Source organism: Acinetobacter sp. XH1741 (assembly GCF_041021895.1).
GTDB lineage: Bacteria > Pseudomonadota > Gammaproteobacteria > Pseudomonadales > Moraxellaceae > Acinetobacter.
In genome coordinates this window covers 222,014-246,832 of sequence record NZ_CP157428.1, presented here as the reverse complement: position 1 = coordinate 246,832, position 24,819 = coordinate 222,014, and the positions used below count along the sequence as shown (strand labels likewise).

20 protein-coding genes and 4 tRNA genes are annotated in these 24,819 nt (G+C 39.8%); 11 read left to right on the top strand and 13 right to left on the bottom strand.

What is annotated here, in order from left to right; all coding sequences use genetic code 11:
• Positions 1 to 9 precede the first annotated feature (9 nt).
• Entirely contained in the window at positions 10 to 900 is an 891-nt protein-coding gene (locus tag ABLB96_RS01275; protein WP_348895834.1) for an SDR family NAD(P)-dependent oxidoreductase, read from the bottom strand.
• A gap of 272 nt (positions 901 to 1,172) precedes the next feature.
• Entirely contained in the window at positions 1,173 to 2,456 is a 1,284-nt protein-coding gene (locus tag ABLB96_RS01270) for an aminotransferase class V-fold PLP-dependent enzyme (protein WP_348895833.1), read from the bottom strand.
• A gap of 254 nt (positions 2,457 to 2,710) precedes the next feature.
• Between ABLB96_RS01270 and ABLB96_RS01265 the strand changes: the two genes are divergently transcribed.
• Both ABLB96_RS01265 and ettA read left to right on the top strand, forming a co-directional pair.
• On the top strand, positions 2,711 to 4,432 hold the full coding sequence (locus ABLB96_RS01265) for a thiamine pyrophosphate-dependent enzyme (RefSeq protein WP_348895832.1): 1,722 nt from the start codon (positions 2,711 to 2,713) through the stop codon (positions 4,430 to 4,432).
• Between the two features lie 220 nt (positions 4,433 to 4,652).
• Positions 4,653 to 6,314, top strand: a complete 1,662-nt coding sequence (gene ettA / locus ABLB96_RS01260) for an energy-dependent translational throttle protein EttA (protein WP_005067029.1) — start codon at positions 4,653 to 4,655, stop codon at positions 6,312 to 6,314.
• Between the two features lie 48 nt (positions 6,315 to 6,362).
• Here the strand turns inward: ettA and ABLB96_RS01255 are convergent, their stop codons facing one another.
• Together ABLB96_RS01255 and ABLB96_RS01250 are read right to left on the bottom strand one after the other, a co-directional pair.
• A complete protein-coding gene (locus ABLB96_RS01255) occupies positions 6,363 to 6,746 on the bottom strand; it encodes a sel1 repeat family protein (RefSeq protein ID WP_348895831.1) in 384 nt (127 codons plus the stop codon).
• 340 nt (positions 6,747 to 7,086) lie between these two features.
• Positions 7,087 to 7,779 (bottom strand): hypothetical protein, encoded by a 693-nt coding sequence (locus ABLB96_RS01250; RefSeq protein WP_348895830.1) that lies wholly within the window; start codon positions 7,777 to 7,779, stop codon positions 7,087 to 7,089.
• A gap of 158 nt (positions 7,780 to 7,937) precedes the next feature.
• Here ABLB96_RS01250 and ABLB96_RS01245 point away from each other — a divergent pair, with 158 nt between their 5' ends.
• From ABLB96_RS01245 to ABLB96_RS01225, 5 genes are all read left to right on the top strand, one after another.
• Positions 7,938 to 8,333 (top strand): cation efflux protein, CzcI-like, encoded by a 396-nt coding sequence (locus tag ABLB96_RS01245; RefSeq protein ID WP_348895867.1) that lies wholly within the window; start codon positions 7,938 to 7,940, stop codon positions 8,331 to 8,333.
• A gap of 57 nt (positions 8,334 to 8,390) precedes the next feature.
• Positions 8,391 to 9,800 carry a TolC family protein gene (locus ABLB96_RS01240; protein ID WP_348895828.1) on the top strand — a complete coding sequence of 470 codons (1,410 nt, stop codon included), beginning with the start codon at positions 8,391 to 8,393 and terminating at the stop codon, positions 9,798 to 9,800.
• The gene (locus tag ABLB96_RS01235) at positions 9,800 to 11,008 is read left to right on the top strand and encodes an efflux RND transporter periplasmic adaptor subunit (protein WP_348895826.1); all 1,209 of its coding nucleotides are present in this window, start codon (positions 9,800 to 9,802) and stop codon (positions 11,006 to 11,008) included. Before ABLB96_RS01240 ends, ABLB96_RS01235 begins: the two co-directional genes overlap by 1 nt.
• On the top strand, positions 10,998 to 14,156 hold the full coding sequence (locus ABLB96_RS01230; RefSeq protein WP_348895825.1) for a CusA/CzcA family heavy metal efflux RND transporter: 3,159 nt from the start codon (positions 10,998 to 11,000) through the stop codon (positions 14,154 to 14,156). Before ABLB96_RS01235 ends, ABLB96_RS01230 begins: the two co-directional genes overlap by 11 nt.
• Positions 14,157 to 14,287: 131 nt before the next feature.
• On the top strand, positions 14,288 to 15,244 hold the full coding sequence (locus ABLB96_RS01225) for a cation diffusion facilitator family transporter (protein WP_348895824.1): 957 nt from the start codon (positions 14,288 to 14,290) through the stop codon (positions 15,242 to 15,244).
• A gap of 17 nt (positions 15,245 to 15,261) precedes the next feature.
• Here ABLB96_RS01225 and ABLB96_RS01220 read toward each other — a convergent pair whose 3' ends face one another.
• The gene (locus ABLB96_RS01220) at positions 15,262 to 15,600 is read right to left on the bottom strand and encodes a hypothetical protein (protein WP_348895823.1); all 339 of its coding nucleotides are present in this window, start codon (positions 15,598 to 15,600) and stop codon (positions 15,262 to 15,264) included.
• Positions 15,601 to 15,873: 273 nt separating this feature from the next.
• Here ABLB96_RS01220 and ABLB96_RS01215 point away from each other — a divergent pair, with 273 nt between their 5' ends.
• Complete coding sequence (locus ABLB96_RS01215; protein ID WP_348895822.1) at positions 15,874 to 16,821, top strand: hypothetical protein; 948 nt, start codon at positions 15,874 to 15,876, stop codon at positions 16,819 to 16,821.
• Between the two features lie 92 nt (positions 16,822 to 16,913).
• Here the strand turns inward: ABLB96_RS01215 and ABLB96_RS01210 are convergent.
• The 8 genes from ABLB96_RS01210 to ABLB96_RS01175 form a co-directional block, all read right to left on the bottom strand.
• Positions 16,914 to 16,989 (bottom strand) — tRNA-Glu (locus tag ABLB96_RS01210).
• A 27-nt stretch (positions 16,990 to 17,016) separates the two neighbouring features.
• A tRNA-Glu gene (locus ABLB96_RS01205) sits at positions 17,017 to 17,092 on the bottom strand.
• Positions 17,093 to 17,225: 133 nt separating this feature from the next.
• Positions 17,226 to 18,110, bottom strand: a complete 885-nt coding sequence (locus ABLB96_RS01200) for a hypothetical protein (protein WP_348895821.1) — start codon at positions 18,108 to 18,110, stop codon at positions 17,226 to 17,228.
• A gap of 116 nt (positions 18,111 to 18,226) precedes the next feature.
• Complete coding sequence (locus tag ABLB96_RS01195; RefSeq protein WP_348895820.1) at positions 18,227 to 19,645, bottom strand: amino acid permease; 1,419 nt, start codon at positions 19,643 to 19,645, stop codon at positions 18,227 to 18,229.
• A 135-nt stretch (positions 19,646 to 19,780) separates the two neighbouring features.
• A tRNA-Glu gene (locus ABLB96_RS01190) sits at positions 19,781 to 19,856 on the bottom strand.
• Positions 19,857 to 19,881: 25 nt separating this feature from the next.
• Positions 19,882 to 19,957, bottom strand: a tRNA-Ala gene (locus ABLB96_RS01185).
• Between the two features lie 57 nt (positions 19,958 to 20,014).
• Complete coding sequence (gene gltX, locus ABLB96_RS01180; RefSeq protein ID WP_348895818.1) at positions 20,015 to 21,523, bottom strand: glutamate--tRNA ligase; 1,509 nt, start codon at positions 21,521 to 21,523, stop codon at positions 20,015 to 20,017.
• A 117-nt stretch (positions 21,524 to 21,640) separates the two neighbouring features.
• Positions 21,641 to 21,940 (bottom strand): DUF4179 domain-containing protein, encoded by a 300-nt coding sequence (locus tag ABLB96_RS01175; RefSeq protein ID WP_348895817.1) that lies wholly within the window; start codon positions 21,938 to 21,940, stop codon positions 21,641 to 21,643.
• A 396-nt stretch (positions 21,941 to 22,336) separates the two neighbouring features.
• On the opposite strand from ABLB96_RS01175, the gene ABLB96_RS01170 reads away from it, so the two are divergent.
• The 3 genes from ABLB96_RS01170 (at position 22,337) to ABLB96_RS01160 (ending at position 24,814) form a co-directional block, all read left to right on the top strand.
• Positions 22,337 to 23,338 (top strand): sulfate ABC transporter substrate-binding protein, encoded by a 1,002-nt coding sequence (locus tag ABLB96_RS01170; RefSeq protein ID WP_348895816.1) that lies wholly within the window; start codon positions 22,337 to 22,339, stop codon positions 23,336 to 23,338.
• A 220-nt stretch (positions 23,339 to 23,558) separates the two neighbouring features.
• The gene (gene rsmH, locus ABLB96_RS01165; RefSeq protein WP_348895815.1) at positions 23,559 to 24,482 is read left to right on the top strand and encodes a 16S rRNA (cytosine(1402)-N(4))-methyltransferase RsmH; all 924 of its coding nucleotides are present in this window, start codon (positions 23,559 to 23,561) and stop codon (positions 24,480 to 24,482) included.
• Positions 24,482 to 24,814 carry a cell division protein FtsL gene (locus ABLB96_RS01160; protein WP_348895814.1) on the top strand — a complete coding sequence of 111 codons (333 nt, stop codon included), beginning with the start codon at positions 24,482 to 24,484 and terminating at the stop codon, positions 24,812 to 24,814. Before rsmH ends, ABLB96_RS01160 begins: the two co-directional genes overlap by 1 nt.
• Positions 24,815 to 24,819: the final 5 nt, after the last annotated feature.

Below are 24,819 nucleotides of genomic sequence, written 5' to 3'. Positions count from 1 at the left end.
TCTGTCGAATTACCAATGTTCACCAGGGAAAATGCGTGCATAAGCTTTTTGTGCCCAGTTCAATTTCTCAGTTTTTTGGCCTTTCGCTGCATCCGAACTTGGGAATAGACGGAAGCCAATCGACATAAACATGTTGTTGATGCCTGGCGCTACGGAATATGTCATAGAAGCCAAACGGCCTAAGTTCGTTGCAATACGTTTTGGTCGTTTCACAATCGCATAAGCAATTAAGTCAGCTGCTTGATCTGGTGAAAGGGTCGGTACGTATTTATAAATTTTGGTTGGTGCGATCATTGGGGTACGCACTAACGGCATGTAAATTGAAGTGATCGCAATTTTATGTGCATGAACTTCGGCAGAAAGGCAGCGGCTAAATGCATCAAGGGCAGCTTTAGAGGCAACATACGCCGAGAAGCGTGTTGCATTGGCTAATACACCAATCGAGCTAATATTAATAATTTGCCCATCTTTACGTTGAATCATATGAGGCAAAATATTAAGAACCATTCGTACAGCGCCAAAGTAGTTCAATTGCATGGTACGTTCAAAGTCATGGAAACGGTCATACGACTCATGTACAGCACGACGAATAGAGCGACCTGCGTTATTAATTAAAATATCAATATGGTCAACAGAAGCTAAAATATCTTTAGAAACCTGATCAATCATATCCATGTCATTAAGATCGCATGGGAAAATTGATGCCTGACCACCACGGCTTTCAATGTCTGCTTTGACTTCTTCTAAAGTTTCTTGAGTACGGGCAACCAGTAAAACATGCGCGCCAGCGTCAGCAAGTTTGTTAGAAATCGTTAAACCGATTCCACTTGAGGCGCCTGTCACTAAAATGACTTTACCTTGTACCTTTTCCTGGAACAGAGCTTCTAATTTTTTATTCACAGCATTTTACCTAAGTAGGGGCAGGGGCTATTTATTCCGGTATGTAATTTTTATTTTTACAACCGTTGGTTCATCCTGATGAACTCCTAAATATTGCCCTATCTTAATAGATGTTTAAAAATTGTCTAGTATGTAAATATATGAAATTAAACAATTTATTTAGAGTAAAAACTCTAAATTATTACCCTAATCCATTAATTATTGTTAAGCGTTAAATCAATTGCAAATAAAAAAGCCTCTATATTCCAGAGGCTTATTCAATAGTCTAAAATTTATACAGATGAAAGTGCTTGTTCTAAATCGGCAATTAGGTCATCAATATGCTCAATACCAATAGAAAGACGAACCATATCTTCACTTACACCAGCGGCTTTGAGTTCTTGTTCATTCAGTTGGCGGTGGGTGGTCGTTGCTGGATGGCACGCCAGACTTTTAGCATCACCAATGTTCACAAGACGGGTAAATAACTGTAGTGCATCAATGAAACGAGTACCGCCTTCACGACCATCTTGAACACCAAAAGATAAAATTGCAGAAGGTTTACCTTTGACATATTTTTGAGCAAGTTGATGTTGTGGATGGTCTTTTAAACCTGCGTAATTGACCCATTTTACTTTTGGATGATTTTGCAGATATTCGGCAACTCTCTGAGCATTTTCAGTATGACGCTCCATCCGCAAGTTTAGAGTTTCTAAGCCTTGTAAAATCAAGAAAACGCTCAGGGGACTAATTGCAGCGCCTGTATTGCGTAATGGCACCACACGAGCACGCGCGATATAAGCAGCTTCACCTAATGCTTCAACATAATTTACCCCATGATAGCTTGGGTCTGGGGTATTCAAAACTTTAAAACGCTCGGGATATTTACCCCAAGGGAATTTACCGCTATCGACAATCGCACCGCCAATACTATTGCCATGACCACCAATATATTTAGTAAGCGAATGGATAACGATATCGGCACCATATTGAAATGGTTTTAATAAAGCAGGAGTAGCAACAGTGTTGTCGACAACGACAGGTACTCCATATTCATGTGCGATTTTTGAAATTTCTTCTAAATCGATGATATTTCCGAGCGGGTTGCCAATCGACTCAACAAAAACAAGTTTAGTTTTATCATCAATTAAGCTGCGCAAGCTTTCAGGTTTTTGATAATCAAAAAAGCGAACTTCAATCCCTTGTTTTGGCAAAGTGTGGGCAAATAAATTATATGTGCCGCCATATAAAGTTGAGACTGAAGCAATGTTGTCTCCAGCTTCGGTAATCGTCTGAATTGCATAAGTAATTGCTGCCATTCCCGAGGCTAAAGCTAAAGCACCAATGCCGCCTTCGAGTGCAGCAAGGCGTTGCTCAAGCACAGCAGTGGTCGGGTTCATAATACGGGTATAAATATTGCCTTGAACTTTTAAGTCGAAAAGATCAGCACCGTGCTGTGTATTATCAAAGGCATAAGACGTTGTTTGATAAATTGGAACAGCGACCGCTTTTGTTGTTGCTTCAGGAGTGTAGCCAGCGTGAATGGCCAAAGTTTCGTCTCGGTATGTATATGTCATTGTTATCATCGAAGTGGTTAAAGAATAATCCAGATTTTTTAGCATATTCTTTATGCACGATTTAGCTATTTTTATGTAAAGTTCAGCAGTTTTAAGCATAACGGCACTTATTTTTATTTTTTTGGATCACTCAATTGAATTTACATGATGTTGAGAGAACCCCACAAAAACTTACTGGCAGTCTGTACTCGGCAAGAACACTATAAAAGCAAAATTAACTTAATTCATGATAAAAAAGCTGGAGAAGTGAAGTAATGAGTACTCAAAAAGTATCTGACATTATCATTGAGGTGCTGGAGCAAGCAGGTGTTCAACGTTGCTACGGTATCGTGGGTGACACCTTAAATCATGTCACCGACTCCATGTCTAAGAGTAAAATTGAATGGATTCATGTGCGCCACGAAGAAGTTGGTGGCTTTGCAGCAGGTACAGATGCTTTACTCAGTGGTCACTTAACGGCATGTGCAGGATCTTGTGGGCCAGGAAGTCTGCACTTTATTAACGGTTTGTATGAATCGCATCGCAATCGTGCCCCAGTCATCTTGATTGCCAGCCAGATTTCTACCGAGATGGCCGGATTTATCGACTTTCCGCAATATGTCGATTTTAAATCGGTTTATGCCAAAAATTCAGTTTTCTGTGAAGAAATAACCCAACCTTCGCAAGCCAGACATATCATGACCATGGCGTGTCAGGCTGCACTGACCAAGCGTGGTGTAGCGGTGGTCATTGTTCCAGCCAATATTAGTGAAGCATCAGCTGAGGTGGGGTTACCCTTTGTACCACGTCAAACAGATCCCGATATTTTGCCGAGTAAAGCCGAGCTCAACCAGATTGTGGACCTGATTTCACAGCATCAAAAAATTGGAATTTATGCAGGTGCGGGATGTGAGGGTGCACATGATCAACTGGTGGCTTTTGCAGAGAAGTTAAAAGCCCCTGTGGCGCATACCTCGCGTGCAAAGGATTTTGTAGAATACGACAATCCGTACAATATGGGCATGACTGGTATTTTTGGTAATAAAGCGGGTTATCACACTCTTATGGATTGTGATTTACTAATTTTACTGGGTGCCGATTTTGCATGGGCACAGTATTATCCAAGTCATGCCAAAATCTTACAAATCGACATTGATCCGACCCATTTGGGTCGACGACATCCAATTACATTGGGTGCCGTAGGTAAAATTTCCTCTACGCTAGATGCCTTATTGCCACTGCTTGAAACCCGTCACGAGCGTGACTTTCTAGATCATTGTCTTGCTCTAAAACATGAGAGCGATGAAACACGCCATAAAGAAGAACGGGTGGGTAAAGACGGGCTGATTCATCCACAATATCTGGTGTCATTACTCAACCGTTATGCAGATCAGGATGCAATTTTCTTTGGAGATGGTGGCTCACCAATGGTATGGGTATTAAGACATATTGACGTCAATGGCAAACGTCGAACCTTTACCAGTTTGTTACATGGCACTATGGCCAATGCTATGCCACAGGCTCTTGGGGCACAAAAAGCATTCCCGAATCGTCAAATCATCGCATTGTGTGGAGATGGCGGATTAGCTATGTTACTGGGAGATCTGCTTACTACAATTCAAGAAAAACTCCCGATCAAAATTGTGGTATTTAACAACAGTTCGCTCAATTTTGTGGAGCTTGAACAAAAAGTGGAAGGATTACTCGACCATTATACCGACTTGCTCAATCCTAATTTTGGTCAGCTTGCTAGTGTAATTGGTTTGCATGGGCAAACAATAACGCACGGCAATGGACTAGAGCAGGCGGTTGAGAATTTTTTAAAACATGATGGCCCAGCTTTACTTGATGTACATACCAATCCGATGGAACTGGTGATGCCGCCAGATCCTAACCTGAATCAGGTTTCTTCAACCTCACTCTATGCGATTAAAGCCTTAATGTCGGGTCGGGTAGATGATGTTAAAAACTTGTTGGTCAATAATTTTATTAAATAAATCTACTGAAAAGGGTTGATCCTCAAGCATCGATATAAAGAAAAAATGCATGATTCAAGGTCATGCATTTTTTATATCAGGAAACAATTTTGACGACATTTATCAGTCATAAAAACCGATTAAACTCAATCACGCCTTATTTTTTTGCCGCGTTCAGCATATAATAGCTACTATTTTTCGCTCATTGCGATCTGTTGGTTTTTCAATTGAGGAGTCCTGCGTGGCCCAATATATTTATACGATGAACCGAGTGTCTAAAATGGTTCCGCCAAAGCGCGAAATCTTAAAAGACATCTCTTTATCATTTTTCCCGGGAGCCAAAATTGGTGTTCTCGGTTTGAACGGTGCGGGTAAATCTACCTTGCTTCGTATTATGGCTGGCGTAGATAAAGATTTCTCTGGTGAAGCTCGTGCACAACCTGGAATTAAAATCGGCTATTTAGAGCAAGAGCCGCCACTTGATCCGACTAAAGACGTTCGCGGTAACGTTGAAGATGGCGTACGTGAAGCTTTAGATGCTTTAGAACGTCTTGATCAAGTATTTGCAGAATATGCAGACCCAGATGCAGATTTTGATGCGCTTGCAAAAGAGCAGGAAAAATTAGAATCAATTATCCATGCTTGGGATGCGCACAACCTAAACAACCAGCTTGAAATCGCGGCAGATGCCTTGAACCTTCCAGCTTGGGATGCAGATGTAACTAAGCTTTCTGGTGGTGAACGCCGCCGTGTAGCGCTTTGCCGTTTATTGCTTTCTAAACCGGACATGTTGCTTCTTGACGAACCGACGAACCATTTGGATGCAGAGTCTGTATCTTGGTTAGAGCGTTTCTTGAAAGATTTCCCGGGCACAATCGTTGCGATTACGCATGACCGTTATTTCTTGGATAACGTTGCCGAGTGGATCTTGGAGCTTGACCGTGGACATGGTATTCCTTACCAAGGTAACTATTCTTCTTGGTTAGAGCAAAAAAATGCTCGTTTAGAACAAGAGCAGAAACAAGAAGAATCTTTTGCTAAAGCATTGAAAAAAGAACTTGAATGGGTTCGTTCAAATGCGAAAGGTCAGCAAAAGAAAAACAAAGCGCGTATGGAACGTTTTGAAGAGCTTAACTCTAAAGAATTCCAACAACGTAATGAAACGTCTGAAATCTACATTCCACCTGGCCCTCGTTTGGGTAATAAAGTTGTGGAAGTTGAAGGGATCAGCAAATCATTTGACGGCCGCGTATTGTACGAAAATTTATCGTTTACTGTACCTCCAACAGCAATTGTGGGTATCGTTGGTCCAAACGGTGCGGGTAAAACGACTTTATTCCGTATGATGACTGGCGAACAGCAACCTGATACAGGTACTGTGACTTTAGGTGAGTCAGTTAAAGTGGCTTACGTTGGTCAGATTCGTGACACCCTAGACAATAACAAAACTGTTTGGGAAGAAGTATCTGGCGGTTTAGATATCTTGAAAGTGGGCGATTATGAAATTGCTTCACGTGCTTATATCGGTCGCTTTAACTTCAAAGGTCAAGATCAGCAAAAACGCGTAGGTGAATTGTCTGGTGGTGAGCGTAACCGTTTACAACTTGCGAAAATTTTACAGCAAGGCGCAAACGTTATCTTACTGGATGAGCCATCAAACGACTTGGATATTGAAACGTTACGTGCGCTTGAGGATGCAATTCTTGTATTCCCAGGTACGGTAATGGTGGTATCGCATGACCGTTGGTTCCTTGACCGTATTGCGACACACATCTTGTCATTTGAAAATGAACAGCCAGAATTCTACACAGGTAACTATGCAGAATACGAAGCATATCGTCAGTCACGTTTAGGTGAAGATGCTGTTCAAAAGCGTACTAAATACAAAAAAATTAGCGGTTAATTACTGTTAATTTAAAAACCAGCCTCAGGGCTGGTTTTTTTAATCTTTTTATGAGAATGCGAGTTTGCTAAAGGCTTCTTGTAGGCAACGTTCAGCATCGGGATGACCCTGACTTGCTGCTTTTTGTAGCCATTTTTCAGCTTCACGATAGTTTTTATCTAATCCAAATTGACCATTTAAATAGCCAATACCAAGTTTAAAAGAAGCATCAGAGCTGCCGCGTAAAGCTGCTCTTAAGTAACACCACATGGCATTTCGATCATTAGGAGTTACATCTAACCAGTTTTGCATGCGTTCATGATCTTGCTCTGCCAACTCCTCAAAGCGTAAACCCTGTTCAATTTCATCAACTGCCTGCGAATGCATATCGGCGGTTAAGTTTTCAAAAGCAAACAAGTGATTAAGTCCATGCTTAATTGATTTCATGTTCATGATAGTCTCCCTTGTTCCTCAATTTGATTGAATTGACTCACACTTTTAAGCTAGTCCCTTATATTGAAATCTTATGTTTTATTTTGTAAATGTGATATAGCGCAATTGGATGAAAAATGATGAGGTTTTAGCTTACATAAAAGTTACATGTGTTTTTACGATTAGCGAAATTTCTATAAGAATAATGGCCTGCTTTAGGAAAACTTGAGCTTTTGAAATGAAAAAAATAGCTTTTTATTTAAGGTAAAAAATTTCAGAAAATTTATAAAGATCAAACAAAAAAATATTCTTAAACAAAGCCAGCGTAAGAGCTGGCTGTCTATTTTAAGAAAAAATCTTTTTATTTAGTAAAGTCACCATGTAAATCTGCCCAAATGAGTGAGGGAGCTACTGTCACCACATCAAATGCCATTGCCAAAGGGTAGAGTGCCATACGGGTTACACGTTTAAACGGATGCTTCTTTTTTATTTCATCTTTTTGCTGTAGGGCGATTGGATAAGGGGTAGGCAGCATTTGTTGGGCTTTTAGAGTACTGCTAGTTTGGTAAATTTGACCCTTAAAACGAATTATGGCGTAAGGATATAAAAGCTGTGTTTGGTTTTCCATGACCATGAGATGATTTTTAAAACCTAAGTTTTTTAAATTTTCTTGTTGTGAATCGGTCAGCTTTGAGGTTGGGGTGTTGTATCGAAATTTAAGTTCTCCGTGAAAATGGGTGGAGTCATCCATCTCAAGAATTAAAGGAGATGAAATAAGCAGAGTCCTTTGGTTCACTGGAACATTATTAATAATATTTAAAAATTCTGAACTCCCTTCGGTCATTAAATAATTAAAGTCTTGACCTAAAAATACAACACCTTGTTCTTGCTGGTTTTTAACTGCTTGCCCAAGGGAAATAATTTGATCTGTTTTTAAAATGGTTGTTTTGACCTCAGTCGTCTCATTGGGAAGGGCTGTCGATAACATAGACGTCGCACATCCACTTAAGCCAAGACAAGTGACTAATATGCAAGTGGTCAGCGTTTTATACATGAGCATTACTCTTAAAAAATTATTTTTGTGAAAAGAAAAAATGGCTTAGCTTTAAGTGAAAAGAACGAAACCAATAAATCAATGTTTTGTAATTTTATTACATGTAGTTCGCCTGCTATAGTTGCTTCGTGCAAATTCTTAACTGTCATGGTGTACTGTTGCCACGTTCTGCAATTTTTATGTCCGTCTTATTCTGTTTGCTTATATTCCAAAGTTTATGGAATGTAGCAGCAGCTTTTTGCGCGCATGAAAATCAGGAAAAAGCCTTACATCATTTTGGTCATCATGCAGCATTGAATTATGAAGTTTCACAGCATAACCATACTGAAAAGACAGAGGTTGTGGGGACTATTCATAAAGCTCCCTTAAGTTTGTCTGATCATCATGACCATCTACCTTCATGTTTTCATGTGGTGATGGTTGAAGCGCAAGAAAAAATTGTTTCGCCGTTAATTCAGTCATCTGAGCCAAAACAACAATATTATTGGTCCAATTCTTATAAGTCCCCGCATATCTCTAAACAAGACCCACCTCCTGTTTTAACCCTGCTATAGGTGGGGTAGCCGAAAATTAGCCCACCAGAAATATTATTTATTTCATAGGGTTAATTTATGTCTATTGTTTTATACGAAAAACGTTCCGTTAGTCTGAACACATCTTGGCTGCTTAAGTCATTAGTTGTTGCAGTTGCACTTTCAACTAGTGCCGTGACAACTGCGGCCAGTTCAAATCAAAATCTTGTGAAGAATACTCAATCGCAGCAGGTACAGAATGTTTTAACATTTGATCAAGTGTTAGAGCAGGTCAAGCAGTTTCAGGCTCAAACCGGAATTTGGCAAGCTCAGCAAGATATTGCAAAGAGCAATATCAAACAGAGCCAGCTATGGGAAAATCCTACGGTTTCCGTACAGCAAACTGGTTTTAAATCTGGAAAAGATCAGGAGCTAGAACTTGGGATCTCGCAAAAGCTAGATATATTTGGTGTACGCTCCACAGCAAAAAAACTGGCAAGTGTTCAGCAAAATCAAGTTGAGTTAAATCAGGTTTTATATGAGGCTCAACTGAAGCTGGCAGTCAAATATTTATGGTCACAAGTATCAATTTTAGAGCTTGAGCATGAGGTCGCTAAAGCTCAGTTAAGAACGAGTAAAAACCTTCTTGATGCGACCCGTTTACGTTTTCAGGCGGGCAGTATTGCTCAGGTTGATTTAGATCGAACTTTAATGACGCATGTTGAAAATCAACGTTTATATCAGGAAGTTGAATTATCTCTGAGTAGTGCCAAAAGAAAACTGGCGAACTTATGGGGTGAGACGGAAGATAACTTCACGTTGCGTCCAGATATAAAAAGTGCGTGGCCTTTAAAAAATGAAAGTGATATCGATCAATACTTAAAACAAAATTTGTTGGAACAGGCTATGCGACTTCAAGCCATCCAACAAAATTCTGAAATGAATTATTTAAAGGCAAAAAATCGACCTGCACCTACCGTAAATATGGGCGTGGTTCGTAGTAAAACCGCAGAAACAAATAGTACTGAAAATCAGATTCGAGTCGGTATTGCAGTTCCTTTAAACATTTTTAATCGCCAGCAATATGCCTTAAAAGTTGCTCAGACCAAACTTGATTTGATTGACCAGCAGCAAAGCTTTTATAAAAAGCAAAGTCTGAATTCTATTCGTACTTTACAGTACGAGTTGGCTGGTTTAAAGCAACAATATAACTTGATGAATGAGCAACAGATTCCTTTATCAGAAACGGTACAGGAGAAAATGTTGCTTGGTTTTAAAGTTGGTAAATTTGCAATTACTGATGTCCAGCAATCTACCCTTCAATTACAAGAACAACGTTTGAAAAAAGTTCAACTCCTTAAGTCTGCTTGGCAAAAAGCTATTGAGGCGGAAAGTTTAGCTCTCGGAATCGATCCAAATATGGTGATGTCTGGAGATGCATTAAATCAAATTAATCAAAATTTATGGCAAGACACCTATAAGTTGCCGACAGTTGGAGGGGCAGAGTAATGTCAGTTAAAAAAATGAAAAACCAATGGCTTATTGCTCTTTTATTGCTAATTATCTGTCTTGCTTTAAGTACTTGGTTATTTTTCTCTGGGAAAAAACAGGCCAATACTGAGGAAAGTAAAGAAGGACATGCAGAAGGTGAAGCTGGTCATAGTGATTCTGAAAAAGAGGAAGGAAGTTTAAACCTCACTTCCAAGCAACTGGTTGAATATGGCGTGAAGTTAGAACAAGTAGGACGTGGAGAAGTTGAGCAGAACCTTTCTTATCCTGCCAAACTTGTCGTAAATACAGACCAGCAAGCCCACGTCTCTTCAACGTTTTCTGCACGAGTAGACAGCGTAAATGTCGCACTGGGACAGCAAGTTGAAAAGGGGCAAGCACTTGCGACTTTATTTGTACCGGATTTGGTCGATCAGCAAGCTAACTTAAGTATGGCGCAAGAGGCGCTGACATTAGCTCAGCAAGATTATCAGCGTGAAAAACAATTGTGGGAACAAGGTGTTTCAGCACGTCAAGATTATCAGAAAGCTTACAATGCTTATCGTCAGGCGCAAATTCAGGTGCAGGCTGCAAATAGCCGTTTAAGTGCATTGGGAGCGACTCGCTCAAGTAAAGGACGATATGTTTTAACAGCACCTTTAAGCGGTGTAATCAGTAGTAAGGATATTGTCATTGGTGAGCAAATCGGTCCTGATAAACAGTTATTTGTTATTGATCGCCTAGATCAACTATGGGTTGAGTTTGTATTACCAAGTACAAATACCAATATTCAGCCTAATCAGGAAATTGAATTTAAATCCCTGCAAACCAACAATATTTTTAAAGCACAGGTGCAAAGTTTAATTTCGGAAGCAGATAGCCAAACTGGTCGTTTGCAAGTTCGTGCCAAGGTACTGACACCTTCAAAAGAATTACGTCCTAACTTAATGGTCAATGTGTTACTTAAACAGAATAATGCAGCGACTGTATTACGGGTTAATAAGGCAGCGGTACAACAGATTGATGGAAAGAATGTGGTCTTTGTTACCAAACAGGAGAAAGACAAAATTCATTTCGCTCCTGTTGTAGTCGAGTTAGGTAATTATTCTTCAGATGCAAAATGGGTAGAAGTTAAATCCGGAATTACTGAAAAGCAGCAATATGTGACCCAAGGTAGTTTCTTGCTTAAGTCTGAACTTGAAAAAGGGGAGGCTGAGCATGGACATTAATAAACCTGATTTGCCCAAGGCTGAAGGTTTGTTTGATCGGATCATTCAGTTTTCAATTAACAACGCCATTTGGGTCATGATGTTTGTTATTGCTTGGATTGGTGTTGGAATTTATAGCTACCAGAAACTTTCAATTGATGCCGTACCGGATATCACCAATGTACAGGTACAAATCAATAGTCAGGCCAGTGGCTTTACAGCACCGGAAGTTGAACAAAGAATTACTTACCCGATTGAAAATGCCATGTCAGGTATTCCAAATCTGGAACAGACTCGTTCAATTTCCAGATATGGTCTTTCTCAGGTCACTATTATCTTTAAAGATGGCACTGATATTTACTGGGCAAGACAGTTAATTAACCAGCGTTTACAAGAAGCTAAGAGTGCTTTACCGGGTAGCATTGATCCGCAAATGTCTCCAATTTCAACTGGACTCGGTGAGATTTATCAATGGGTCGTAAAAGCAGAGCCAAATGCTAAAAAGGCAGATGGTTCAGCCTATAGCGCGATGGACCTGCGTGAAATTCAAGACTGGATTATTCGGCCCCAGTTACAACGTGTACAAGGAGTGGCTGAGGTTAATAGTATTGGTGGATACAACAAAACCTATGTGGTTTCGCCAGATCTGACGCGGTTACAGCAGTTGCAGATTCCACTGACCGATTTACAAGATGCGCTTCAAAATAATAATGAAAATCGCGGTGCGGGATTTATTGAAGAGAACGGCCAGCAACTCACAGTTCGTGTACCGGGCATGTTGACATCTATACAAGATATTCAGAACGTTACGGTTGCCACGAAAAACGGTTTACCTATACGGGTTGCCGATGTGGCATCGGTATCGATTGGTCATGACTTGCGTACTGGCGGTGCTACCTATAATGGTCAGGAAACTGTTTTAGGTATCGCCATGATGATGATGGGTGAAAATAGTAAAACCATTGCCAAGGCGATTGATCAGAAAGTTCAGGAAATTCAAAGATCCCTCCCTCAGGGCGTTGTAATTGAAACAGTTTATGATCGTAGTAACCTTGTAGATAAAGCGATTAAAACAGTAGCCAAAAATTTGATTGAAGGGGCGATTTTAGTCATCGTTATTCTCTTCATTTTTTTGGGGAACTTTCGTGCCGCGTTAATCACTGCATGTATTATTCCCTTGGCAATGCTTTTTACCTTAACGGGTATGGCAGAACAGAAAATCAGTGCCAACCTGATGAGTTTGGGTGCTTTGGACTTCGGGATCATCGTCGATGGTGCGGTTGTTATTGTTGAAAACTGTATTCGGCGTTTAGCTGAAGCGCAGCATTTAAAAGGTCGCTTATTAACACGCTCAGAGCGCTTCACAGAGGTGTTTCTCGCAGCGAAACAGGCACGACGACCATTAATTTTTGGTCAGATCATTATTATGGTCGTTTACTTGCCAATTTTTGCTTTAGCAGGCGTAGAAGCAAAAATGTTCCATCCTATGGCAATGACCGTTGTTCTAGCGTTATTGGGAGCAATTATTTTATCTGTAACCTTTGTACCGGCAGCAGTAGCTCTGTTTATTACAGGTGAAGTGAAGGAAAAAGAAAGTCGCTGGATGATGACTTTGAAAAAAACCTATGCAGGCTTACTCGATAAAGCTTATGCCTTTCGATATGTTGTGGTCACAGCAGCGGTCAGTATTTTAATTCTTACAAGTGCTATTGCCACAAGAGTAGGGAGTGAGTTCGCACCTCAACTCAGTGAGGGTGATTTTGCACTGCAACTCATGCGCGCACCGAGTACTGGTATAGAGGAATCACTTAGAATTCAAGAAAACGTCGAAAAGCAGTTATTGAAAGCTTTTCCCGAAATTAAAGCCATTTTTGCAAGAACAGGAACGGCCGAGGTTGCTACAGATGTCATGCCTCCGAATATTTCCGATGGTATTGTTTTATTAAAACCACACGATCAATGGCCAAACCCTAAAGAAACGATAGATGAACTACGTGCCAGAATGCTGCAGTTCGTGAACCAGATTCCTGGTAATAACAGTGAATTTTCACAACCGATTGAACTACGTTTTAATGAGCTTATTTCAGGTGTACGCAGTGATATCGGGGTTAAAGTGTTTGGGGACGATATGCAAGTCCTCAATCAGGAAGCGGAAAAAATAGCCCAACAGCTACGTAGCATTTCAGGTGCCAGTGAAGTCAAAGTTGAACAGACCGATGGTTTACCACTACTTAATGTCGATGTTGATCATGCATTGGCAGCCCAGTACGGATTATCAGTCAAATCGATTCAGGATATTGTCGCTGCCAGTATTGGTGGACAGAGTGTAGGGCAAATTTTACAGGGTGATAGACGTTTCGATTTTGTGATTCGTTTGCAGGAAAACATGCGTACACCGCAGCAGCTAGCACAATTGCCGATTCGCCTACCAAACGGTGGTCTGATTCAGTTACAAGACGTCGCTAAGGTTGAGAATATTTTGGGTCTTGCTCAAGTAAGCCGTGAAAATGGCAAGCGTCGTGTCATTGTGACGGCAAATGTGCGTGATCGTGATCTTGGGTCTTTTGTACAAGAGATGCAAAGCAAATTGGCACAGCAAAAGCTGCCTAGCGGTTATTGGTTAGGTTATGGAGGTCAATTTGAGAATCTTGCTTCTGCTACCGCAAGAATGCAAATCGTCGTACCTATGGCGCTTATCATGATATTTGTGTTGCTCATGGCTGTATTTAGTAATTTTAAAGACAGCTTACTGGTATTTAGTGGAGTTCCTTTCGCTTTATCTGGTGGATTAGTGGCTCTATGGTTGAGAGATATTCCGCTTTCTATGTCTGCTGGGGTTGGGTTTATCGCTTTATCGGGTGTTGCTGTATTGAATGGTTTGGTCATGCTCACGTTCATTAAAGAGCTGAGAGCAACTTTAGATGTTCATGCGGCAACTTGGAAAGGAGCAGTATTACGATTACGTCCAGTATTAATGACAGCATTCGTAGCTTCACTTGGTTTTATTCCAATGGCTTTGGCAACAGGAACGGGTGCAGAAGTACAACGGCCTTTGGCAACAGTCGTCATTGGTGGCATTATTTCATCTACGATATTAACTTTGGTTCTATTGCCAGTGATTTATCGATGGATGAATGAAAGTAAGGCTGAAAAAGCTGAGCATTCATAATGTCATCGATTTGAGATATCTTTTTTGAAACAGAATTTGGGTCAAAAAAGTGTTTATAGCGGGTAAAAGTAGCGATATATGTATGGTTACTTTTACTTCAAGATAAAGATAAATAATAAGGAGTCCGCAAAATGGGTGGACATCATGGTCATGATCATAGTCATGCTGTAGTGGCTGAAGGCAATACCAAAAAATTAACGATTGCCTTAGCGCTCACCTCGACATTTTTAATTGTTGAGGTGGTTGCTGGTTTAATCACGCAAAGTTTGGCATTACTCTCTGACGCTGCGCATATGTTTACCGATGCAGCTGCTTTAGCAATTGCTTTGGTCGCCATTCAGATTTCTAAGCGTCCTGCCGATGATAAACGTACTTTTGGCTATCAACGTTTTGAAATTCTGGCTGCTTTATTTAATGCGCTTATGCTGTTTGTGGTGGCGATTTATATTTTATATGAAGCCTATATACGCTTCTCTAAGCCACCTGAAATTCAAAGTGTAGGCATGCTGATTGTGGCAACCATTGGTTTGGTAATTAACCTTATCTCAATGAAAATTCTCATGTCGAGTGCCAATAACAGCCTAAATGTAAAAGGTGCTTATTTAGAAGTATTGAGTGATGCGTTAGGCTCGGTTGGCGTAATTATTGGTGCGATTGTTATTTACTTCACCAACTGGTATTGGGTCGATACAATAATTGCAGTATTGATTGGTTTTTGGGTATTACCACGTACATGGGTTCTGCTTAAACAAAGTATTAATATTTTGCTCGAAGGTGTACCCGAAGAGGTGGATATTGAAAAGTTACGTACTGATTTACTTTCTTTAAATGGCGTAGAAAGTATTCATCAACTCAAAGTATGGGCAATTACTTCTAAAAATATTCACTTAACTGTGCACTTATTTGCGCCTGAAGCTGATCGTACTAAGCTCTATCAAGATGCTGTTGAAATGCTTTCGCATGAGCACGGTATTGGCGAAGTGACACTGCAAATTGAAGATGATGCCGAGATCAACTGTCAGCATATCGCTCAACATGCTCCACACGAGCATGATGAAGCAGACAAGACACATTCACATCAGCATTAAGCTGATGTGAAGCTTTATTAGATATCCCACTCATGATTGCATTCACGGCATTTCCAGTGCTTTTGTGACTGCATAAATGCTTGCATAGACAATTTAAAGTCAGGCAAATCGCGCCAGAACATAAAACCTGCACCTACAGTGACAACAAAAGCAACTACTGTTGCAATTTGAAGAGAGTTGCCTGCACCATTGCCAAAAATCCACATAAAAATACTAATAACAACCAAGAGTAAAAGCACAAAAATTGCAGGAACTAAAATTACTAAGCTTTTAGGCACAACAGGCTTGGCAATATTAACACCTTGGCTCACAGGCATAATTTTAACACTTTGACATTGAGGGCAACGATATTGCATGACAACTCCACATTAAATTTGAATCTATTCTAACGGAAATGCAAAGAAAGGAAAAAATTTGTAGAGCATTAAAAAAGTGATGTGAGGCTTAGATGTAAAATACTTTTTTGAAACAACGATATATAAAAAAATGATGATTTGTTCGTACACATAAAAGTTAAAATAATACTGTAGAGCATGCTAATCTAGATAAAAACCAAGTGTGTTTAACACTGGAAATGAGTTGAACTGCTCATTAATAGGATGCGAAAGAAATATAAAAAGGAGAGGGACTTGGGTCAAGAAGATGACAATAAGTCGGAGCCTATAACGACATCAGCAGTTTCAGGGAATCCTGACCCTATAAAACTGTCATTCTCACGCCGTTTGCTGCATAAGACCTTGCAACATGCTCATGATGCCGTCGGATTTGCTAGCGACACGACACGTAATCTTGCAGAGGTTGCAGATGCAGCTTTAGATGCCTTAGATCATGTGACGTCTCATACTAAGCGTGGAGTCGTTGGCATGACTAATCTGGCAGCAGGGACTGTTAGAGATATGGTGTCTGAAACCAGTGAAACTGCGAGACAAGTTGCGTTGATTATGGCGCGTACTTTTTTAGGCAAAAGTACATTAAATCTATATTTGCCTGAAATGCTATTAAACAGTCAAATTCGTAAACGAATAGATCGTACAGAAATTGATGATATTAAAGTTCAATGTGGGAATGATCGGTTTCAGGTCGAAATTGATGGACACTACCACCGTTTTCTATATCGGCTGAGTTTAGATTTTCGGGTGTTAGAATGTCGAATTGGCCAAGAAAAATTTTTACGCCTACGCCAAATGGATGAAAGTCTAGATGTGCAAATCCGTCATGGCGGGACATTATCGAATTGGGCAGTTCGTCGTATTGGGCGAGTGGGGTTTGAAGTCATTAACATGCTGCCTATACCATCGCTGATTAATCATTTAATTCGTGATATTCCGGGTATTCAGCGTGATGGTCACCGTATGTGGTTTATTGACCTCGAGCAAGCAGGCTTTATTGACTTTATTAATAACCGTTCATGGATGGTTGAGAAGCTTTTAAACTTAACGGACTTTAGTATTTTACCCGGGCTCAATATTTTGAGAGAAAGCCGTGAGCTTGTGCAGCAACTGGTCGATCAATTTGAAATAAAAGGCCTACGAGTTCAATCAGGTCGTCTTGAGGTTCAAGTTGGAATTGCGAATTAAATTACAATGATGAGAAGCTGGTTTGTGATCAGCTTTTTTATTGTTTAGATAAGAAAAAAGCCACTGTCATGATGCAGTGGCTTTTTAGAATTTGGCGTCCCTACGGGGATTCGAACCCCGGTTACCGCCGTGAAAGGGCGATGTCCTAGGCCTCTAGACGATAGGGACTTATTGAGGCATACATCTGAAAAATATTGGCGTCCCTACGGGGATTCGAACCCCGGTTACCGCCGTGAAAGGGCGATGTCCTAGGCCTCTAGACGATAGGGACGTTTCAGAGGTGGGCGTATATTAGGTCGATTTAATAAAAGTGTCAAATAGTTTTCTGAAGAAATATTAAAAAAAACGGTCAAGCGATTAAAAATAACTCAAATTGTAGAAAATATATACATTTAGGGGTATTTTTATTGGAAAGGTTCAATAATTGCCTTAATTACGGCATGGTGTTGTAAGTAACCTACAATTTCATGAGGTTGGTTGGCAAAGGTAAAAATTTCTTGGTTAATAATGGGTGGATCAAAGTTAAAGGGTGCTTCACTTAGCGGGAAGGCCGTTAAAAAATCATCTTTTGAGTAAAAGTTGTACCAATCACCTTTTAGACATTTTGGGCGTTCAATCGGAATGGGAAGTTTGCTTTGTATGACCCGAAAAGAGAGAGGTGAAGCTAAAGTAATAAAGCGCTCTACTGAAAAATGATAGGACGGATCTGATAATAAGTGAAATGCAATCACGGAACCCAAAGAATGCCCAACGACGATACAATCCTCATCATCATGCATTTGTTTTAAAATTCTTTGATGAACTTCATACATAAAATCGGGGTTCGATAAATACATATATGTTTCAATCAAGAATTGTTGAATTAAGCTCTCATGTAATTTTGGAAAATTATTTAAAAGCACCACCATTTCTTTAAGTACACGATCTTTTACCAATTGAGATGTCAGATATAAACGCTCTGATAAGCTTTGTGTTGACTGATCTGTTGAAACAGGAAGATGGGGAACAAAGGGGGTATGTTCCTTCGGTCCAGCAGGTTGATGGTGTAAATGAACAGGTAAATGAATATTAAAATTTTTTGGAAGTAAGGTGTTGAGGTCTAACTGGTTAGAGAGTTGATATTTCTTCATTAAATCGCCATAAAATGGCATATGTATATGTAAGTCTCTTAAGTTCACTCTACAGTGCAGTTGTTTTAAACCCAGTCTAAATACCCTTAGCCAATGTTCTTTTAAACGATGTGCTGTGTAATTTTGCTGATTCATCCCATGGATAAATATAATTTTCATTGTATACAAGGAATTGTTTTTAATATAAATTTTAATCTACAACGGCAGGTTCTATAAAGCCAGTATCTAGGCAAAAAAAAGTGTAGCTTTTTGCTACACTTTTTAATTACAAGCACTTAAGCTTTATTGCGGTAAAAAATAAAATAACTGACATAACATAAAGCAGTAAAAATCAAGCAACCTACAAAACCAGCACGCATTTGAGGGTCCGCTGCCATACTTAAACAGGTAATAAAGCAGAATAGAAAACCTAAAATTGGAACGATAGGAAATAACGGCGCGGCATATTTTAAATCTTTAACTGTATGTCCAGAACGGTACCAGTGCCTACGGAAATTGAACTGACTTAAACAAATACTCATCCAGACAATCACCATGGTAAAGGCTGCCACCCCGAGTAAATTTTTAAAGATAGTTTCAGGTGCGAACTGTTCCGACAATAAACCAGGGATGGCACCAAACATGGTAACAACCAAAGCAACAATAGGTGTTCCACTTTTTGAAAGTGTGGAAAATACACTTGGAAGTAGTTTTTGTTCTGATAAAGACCACATCATTCGTGAAGCTGCGTACAAGCCTGAGTTTGCGGCAGAGAGTAGAGCAGTAATAATTACAAAACGAATGATGTCATCAGCATATGGAATACCGATGTAATTAAATACTGTAACGAAAGGGCTACTACTTACACTCTCACTGCTTAAACCTGCTAGTTGGAAAGGAAGTAATGCACTAATCACAATAATAGTGCCGACAAAGAAAATAAGAAGGCGCCAGATCGCAGCATTGATTGCTTTCGGGACATTTTGCGCAGGATCTTTCGTTTCACCAGCAGCGACACCAATAAGCTCTGTTCCAGAGAACGCAAAATTCACAATCAACATGGTAGTAAAGATAGGAAGGAAGCCGTGTGGGAACCAGCCTTGGGCTGTTAAATTACTAAACAGAGGAGCAGTTTGGGCGCCATGAAAAGGGATTAAACCAAAAATGGCTAATAACCCAAGCACAATAAAGGCAATAACGGTAACGACCTTAACCAGTGCTAGCCAGAACTCTGACTCGGCGAATACTCGGGTTGAACTAATATTTAGTCCAAAAATCGTAATGGCAAAAATCAGTGTCCAAATCCACATGGAAATTTGTGGAAACCATTCCTGCATAAGTAGAGCAGCAGCAGTAAATTCTGTTCCTAATGTTGCTGTCCAGGTCAGCCAATACATCCATGAAATCATGTAACCTGTGCTTGGGCTAATGTACTTTTGGGCATATGCTCCAAAAGAGCCCGAAACAGGCATGTGGACAGCAAGCTCTCCTAAGCAGAGCATGACCATGTAGGCAATTGCACCCCCAAGAATGTAGGCAATAATTGCGCCAATAGGTCCAGTTTGTGAAATGACTTCCCCTGAACCCAAAAATAAACCAGTACCGATTGCTCCACCTAGCGATAACATCACAAGATGGCGTGTACTCATGGCTCTTTTTAAAGGTGCAGTACTGTTCTGATGCTGAGCATCTAGTTGATTGTCAGATGGCTGCATATTACATTACACATTGAGAGAATTTAAGAAAGACGCTATTTTAGATAAAATAGACAAATGTGCAATCAAGAAGCAGTCAAAGAATAGTCAGGAAGGTGACGAAAGAGTCTTTAAATGAGTTTTTATAATAGAAAATGGCGTCCCTACGGGGATTCGAACCCCGGTTACCGCCGTGAAAGGGCGATGTCCTAGGCCTCTAGACGATAGGGACTTGATGAGGCAAACACAAAGGATCTTGGTGGAGCCAAGCGGGATCGAACCGCTGACCTCTACAATGCCATTGTAGCGCTCTACCAACTGAGCTATGGCCCCAGTTTGTGTGAGCGCAATATTAGGGTTAATGCGCCCACACGTCAATAAAAAAATGTATTAAGCTTCGCTAGTTGCTTCATTTTTCGGCAATTTTAAGCTTTCATTGAGCTTTTCCCAATTTTTTACCTCTTTTTTACTCGGTGCACCAACAATTTCTAATGCATGTCGTAAACGAGCAAAGGTTAAATCAGGACCAATCGTCACCATTGACTGCATCACTGGTGTAGAACTAGTGGAGCCAGCAATTGCAATAAAGAACGCTGGCATAAAATCACGTAATTTAATACCCATCTGATTTGCCAAGTCCATTAAAGTTTGGCTAACCGTGTCGTTATTCCAAGTAAACTGACCTTCAAGGCGCCAAATTGCAAATTGTAAGCTTTGGCGAACTTGTTCTTGTGTCAATTTTTTACTTTCAAACATTTCAGCTGTAATTTGTGGCATATGGTTAAAGTAGAAACCGGCCCAGTTCACAGCTTCAGAAAGTAAGTTAATACGCGGTTGAATTGCAGCAGCAATATCTTCTAGCGTATTGCGGTCATTCTTCCAAGTCAGTAATCGGTCTAAAAGTTGGCCTGGTGTTAAGCCTTTAATCCATTGACCATTTAACCAATTGAGTTTTTCAACATCAAAGATTGGCCCACCTAAAGATACACGTTGAATATCAAAGTGATCCATCATGTCTTGAAGAGTAAAGACTTCACGTTCATCTGGCATTGACCAACCCATACGGCCTAAATAGTTTAATAAGGCTTCTGGTAGAACGCCGATGTCTCGGTAGTAGTTAATTGATGTTGGGTTTTTACGTTTAGATAGTTTTGATTTATCCGGGTTGCGTAGCAAAGGCATGTGGCAAAGCGTTGGCATTTCCCAACCAAAATATTGGTAAAGTAATTGATGCTTTGGTGCAGATGGAAGCCATTCTTCACCACGCAATACATGAGTGATTTCCATTAAATGGTCATCAACTACGTTTGCTAGATGATAAGTCGGTAAGCCATCTGTTTTAAGAAGAACTTGCATGTCGACTTGTGCCCAAGGAATTTCTACTTCCCCACGGAGTAAGTCGTTAAATTTACATACACCTTCTTCTGGAACTTTCATACGGATGACATGAGGTTCACCCGCTTCGAGACGGCGTGTTACTTCTTCTTGAGAAAGTTTTAAACCACGACCATCATATTTTGGTGTTTCACCACGCGCTTGCTGTTCAGCACGCATTTGGTCAAGTTCTTCTGCTGTAGCAAAACAGTAAAAAGCATGGCCTTTTTCAACAAGTTCTAACGCGTATTGCTTATAAATTCCCATGCGCTCTGATTGACGATATGGAGCGTGAGGGCCGCCTACATCTGGACCTTCCGACCAATTCAAACCTAACCAGCGTAGAGAATCTAAAATCATTTTTTCAGATTCTGGTGTAGAGCGAAGTTGGTCTGTATCTTCAATTCTTAAAATAAATTCCCCACCATGTTGTTTCGCAAAACACATATTGAATAAAGCAATGTAGGCAGTACCAACATGTGGGAAACCAGTAGGAGAAGGTGCAATACGAGTACGAACTTTCATAGATAATGGGTCAGAATAAAAATTGGAACTATTATAACGAAAAAGCCCAGTATTCTGACGTTTTTATTTAACGACAGACTGGGCTGAAATTGAAACGATGAGGGGTCGTTTCAAATATTAAGAGGTATGTGGCTGGAATATTGCCTGAACAAAACGTGAAAAACGTTCGTGCTGAACAGCAAGAAAGTTCTGTGTCGGTGTCACACGAATTGTGTTGAGTACTTTTAGCTCATCATCTGTTGATGGTAAGGCTATGGTATTACGTTTTTGTTGATCTAATGCTTTTTCAATAAGCGAAGACTGTCTATCCGACATGCTTTTGCTCGGTGTATCTTTGAGTGCTGCGGCAACAGACATTTGTGATGCAAGACTTAGCACCAAACCCAAACTCAAAGCTTTTCCATAACTAATTTTCATTTTTTACTCATCCCCTCAGTACATTTCATCTATTTTTTGAGTTTAACCAGATGTAAAATTACGGTAACGCTACGATTCAAACATAAATTTTAATAAAAAAGTAGAACTATGTCACACTTTTTACAAAAAATACCTTTATTTTACGTTGGTACCTTTTAAATGTAGCCTATCTGTATCCATTACGTCTCATTATTTAACAAATTAATGTGTAGATAAAGTGAAGTCTATAAATAAACTATAAGAATAATTACAAAAATTTTCAAAAAGCAGAAGGAACAAATAGAGTTAACTATATCTTTTAAAGTGATTAGTAAAACATTTATTTGTATAACTGTTTGATTGAAAAACAAAAAAATAAAAATATAGTAGGGTTAAAAGTAAAAATGGTTTTTATAAATGAAAAGAATAGCAATTATTGCAGTCGCTACATATATGGGGTTAGCGGTAACCGCTGTGCAAGCGGCCACTACTTTTTTAAATGTTTCTTATGATCCAACCCGTGAATTTTATCAAGAATATAATCAGGCTTTTGGAAAATTCTGGAAACAACGTACAGGTCAGGATGTTGATTTTAAACAATCGCATGGTGGGTCTGGCAAACAGGCACGTGCAGTAGCTACTGGTCTTCAAGCAGATGTGGTGACCTTGGCTTTAGCCAATGATATTGATGAAATTGTTAAAGCAGGATATATCCAACCAAACTGGCAAAAAGAGTTCCCGAATAACTCTGCACCTTATACCTCTACCGTTGTATTTTTAGTTAGAAAAGGCAATCCAAAAAATATTCATGATTGGAATGATTTAACCAAACCGGGTGTTGAAATTATTACTCCGAATCCGAAAACAGGTGGAGCACCACGTTGGATTTATCTTTCTGCATGGGGATATGCTTTAAAACAGCCTGGTGGAAATGATGCTAAAGCAAAAGAGTTAGTTAAAAAACTTTATCACAACGTTAAGGTGTTAGATTCTGGAGCACGGGGTTCGCTTACTACATTTGCTGAGCGTGGAATTGGAGATGTTCTACTCTCTTGGGAGAATGAAGCCCTACTGGCAACCAAAGGCCTTGATAAAGACAAATATGAAATTGTTTATCCATCGATTTCAATTTTGGCAGAACCCTCTGTTGCGATTGTCGATAAAACTGTCGACAAAGATGGTAACCGTACTTTAGCAAAAGGCTATCTCAACTTTTTATATTCTCCTTTAGGTCAAGAGTTGGCAGCGAAACATTATTTCCGACCACGTAATCCTCAAGTTGCTGCTAAATATGCAGCACAATTCCCAAAAATTAAATTATTTACGATTAATGATGTTTTTGGGGGATGGGCGAAAGCTCAAAAAACCCACTTTGCCAATGGTGCTATTTTTGATCAGATTTATGATGGGAAACAGTAAATAAAAGATGGGAAAAGTCGTACTTTAAAAATTACTTAACTTTTTCATAATGAAGCAAGTAAGCCTGAAAAGGTGAACTTGCTTTTTATTTTGCTTAAAAAATGCAAAAAAACGGTTTTCTCTATGAAAAATTAATATTTTCCTACAAAAAGCCGTTTGGTGTTAAACGCAAACAAGGTGATAATGTGCAGTTACATTTTTACGCTATGATTTAACTCCTATGTCGCATATTTCTGTCTTACTTTTTGAGACCGTTGAAAGCTTATTGGCAGATCGCACAACAGGGGTGTATATCGATGCAACCTTCGGACGAGGTGGGCACACGCGCTTATTATTGTCGAAACTCGATGAAAATGCTCGAGTCTATGCTTTTGATAAAGACCCTCAAGCTTTAGAAGTTGCAGCTGCTTTGGCACAAGAAGACCCACGATTTACCATTATTCATGCAAGTTTTGCTGATATTAAAGAACAAATGCAGGAAATTGGGGTGCAAAGTGTCGATGGAATTATGGCAGACTTAGGTGTCTCTTCTCCTCAGTTAGACCAAGCTGAACGCGGCTTTAGCTTTATGCAAGATGGTCCTTTAGACATGCGTATGGATAACTCTAAAGGTTTGACTGCGGCTGAATGGTTACTTGAAATTGAAGAAGAACAGTTGGCTAATATTATTTATCAATATGGTGAAGAACGATATAGTCGACGTATAGCTAAAGCAATTAAGCAAGCTGGAAAACTAGATACTACGGCTCAATTGGCTGAAATTGTAAAAACAGCTCATCCAAAATGGGAAAAGCATAAACATCCGGCGACACGAACGTTTCAGGCAATTCGTATTGCTATTAATAAAGAACTAGAAGATATTGAAGTATTTTTACCGCAAGCTGTAGACTTGCTTAAACCAAAAGGACGTTTGTCTGTGATCAGCTTCCATTCGCTTGAAGACCGCTTGATCAAACAGTTTATTCAGAAGGAATCAACTCTAGCTGAAGATTTTGGTTGGGGTATGCCAGAGCAGCAAATTGATACGAGAAGATTAAAGAAAATTTCACGGGTTCGTGCGAGTGAAGAAGAAGTAAAAGCGAATCCACGTTCACGTAGTGCATGGCTTCGGGTTGCTGAACGCTTGGAACAAAAAGGCGCGTAATGAAAAGCAGTGATGAAATCGAAACCACAGAAAAAAAAGTGGTCAAAAAAGTTGTGGTGTATACAGTCATGGTGGCATTGGTTTTTATCAGTGCCATGATGGTTGTATTGCAGGTATTTGAATACCGTCATGATTATAGAGAGTTAAGCTCTTATATGCGTGAACGTGATGACCTCAATGCTGAATGGGGACGTTTATTGATTGAGCAACAGACCTTTGGTGCGACTGCTCAAATTGGTACGCGTGCTGTCACACAATTACGAATGTTTTCGCCACCTGCTGCAGAAACGGTGGTAATTTCTTTACCGATGACCTCAGAGCAAAATAAGTAAGGCCT

What these genes read in the sequence shown, in the direction of transcription:
- ABLB96_RS01160 (WP_348895814.1), top strand. Translation starts at nt 24,482, where the DNA reads ATGAAAAGCAGTGATGAAATCGAAACCACAGAAAAAAAAGTGGTCAAA.
- gltX (WP_348895818.1), bottom strand. Translation starts at nt 21,523, where the DNA reads ATGAAAGTTCGTACTCGTATTGCACCTTCTCCTACTGGTTTCCCACAT.
- ABLB96_RS01225 (WP_348895824.1), top strand. Translation starts at nt 14,288, where the DNA reads ATGGGTGGACATCATGGTCATGATCATAGTCATGCTGTAGTGGCTGAA.
- ABLB96_RS01265 (WP_348895832.1), top strand. Translation starts at nt 2,711, where the DNA reads ATGAGTACTCAAAAAGTATCTGACATTATCATTGAGGTGCTGGAGCAA.
- ABLB96_RS01175 (WP_348895817.1), bottom strand. Translation starts at nt 21,940, where the DNA reads ATGAAAATTAGTTATGGAAAAGCTTTGAGTTTGGGTTTGGTGCTAAGT.
- ABLB96_RS01235 (WP_348895826.1), top strand. Translation starts at nt 9,800, where the DNA reads ATGTCAGTTAAAAAAATGAAAAACCAATGGCTTATTGCTCTTTTATTG.
- ABLB96_RS01220 (WP_348895823.1), bottom strand. Translation starts at nt 15,600, where the DNA reads ATGCAATATCGTTGCCCTCAATGTCAAAGTGTTAAAATTATGCCTGTG.
- ABLB96_RS01250 (WP_348895830.1), bottom strand. Translation starts at nt 7,779, where the DNA reads ATGTATAAAACGCTGACCACTTGCATATTAGTCACTTGTCTTGGCTTA.
- ABLB96_RS01255 (WP_348895831.1), bottom strand. Translation starts at nt 6,746, where the DNA reads ATGAACATGAAATCAATTAAGCATGGACTTAATCACTTGTTTGCTTTT.
- ABLB96_RS01200 (WP_348895821.1), bottom strand. Translation starts at nt 18,110, where the DNA reads ATGAAAATTATATTTATCCATGGGATGAATCAGCAAAATTACACAGCA.
- ABLB96_RS01170 (WP_348895816.1), top strand. Translation starts at nt 22,337, where the DNA reads ATGAAAAGAATAGCAATTATTGCAGTCGCTACATATATGGGGTTAGCG.
- ABLB96_RS01270 (WP_348895833.1), bottom strand. Translation starts at nt 2,456, where the DNA reads ATGACATATACATACCGAGACGAAACTTTGGCCATTCACGCTGGCTAC.
- ABLB96_RS01240 (WP_348895828.1), top strand. Translation starts at nt 8,391, where the DNA reads ATGTCTATTGTTTTATACGAAAAACGTTCCGTTAGTCTGAACACATCT.
- ABLB96_RS01195 (WP_348895820.1), bottom strand. Translation starts at nt 19,645, where the DNA reads ATGCAGCCATCTGACAATCAACTAGATGCTCAGCATCAGAACAGTACT.
- ABLB96_RS01230 (WP_348895825.1), top strand. Translation starts at nt 10,998, where the DNA reads ATGGACATTAATAAACCTGATTTGCCCAAGGCTGAAGGTTTGTTTGAT.
- rsmH (WP_348895815.1), top strand. Translation starts at nt 23,559, where the DNA reads ATGTCGCATATTTCTGTCTTACTTTTTGAGACCGTTGAAAGCTTATTG.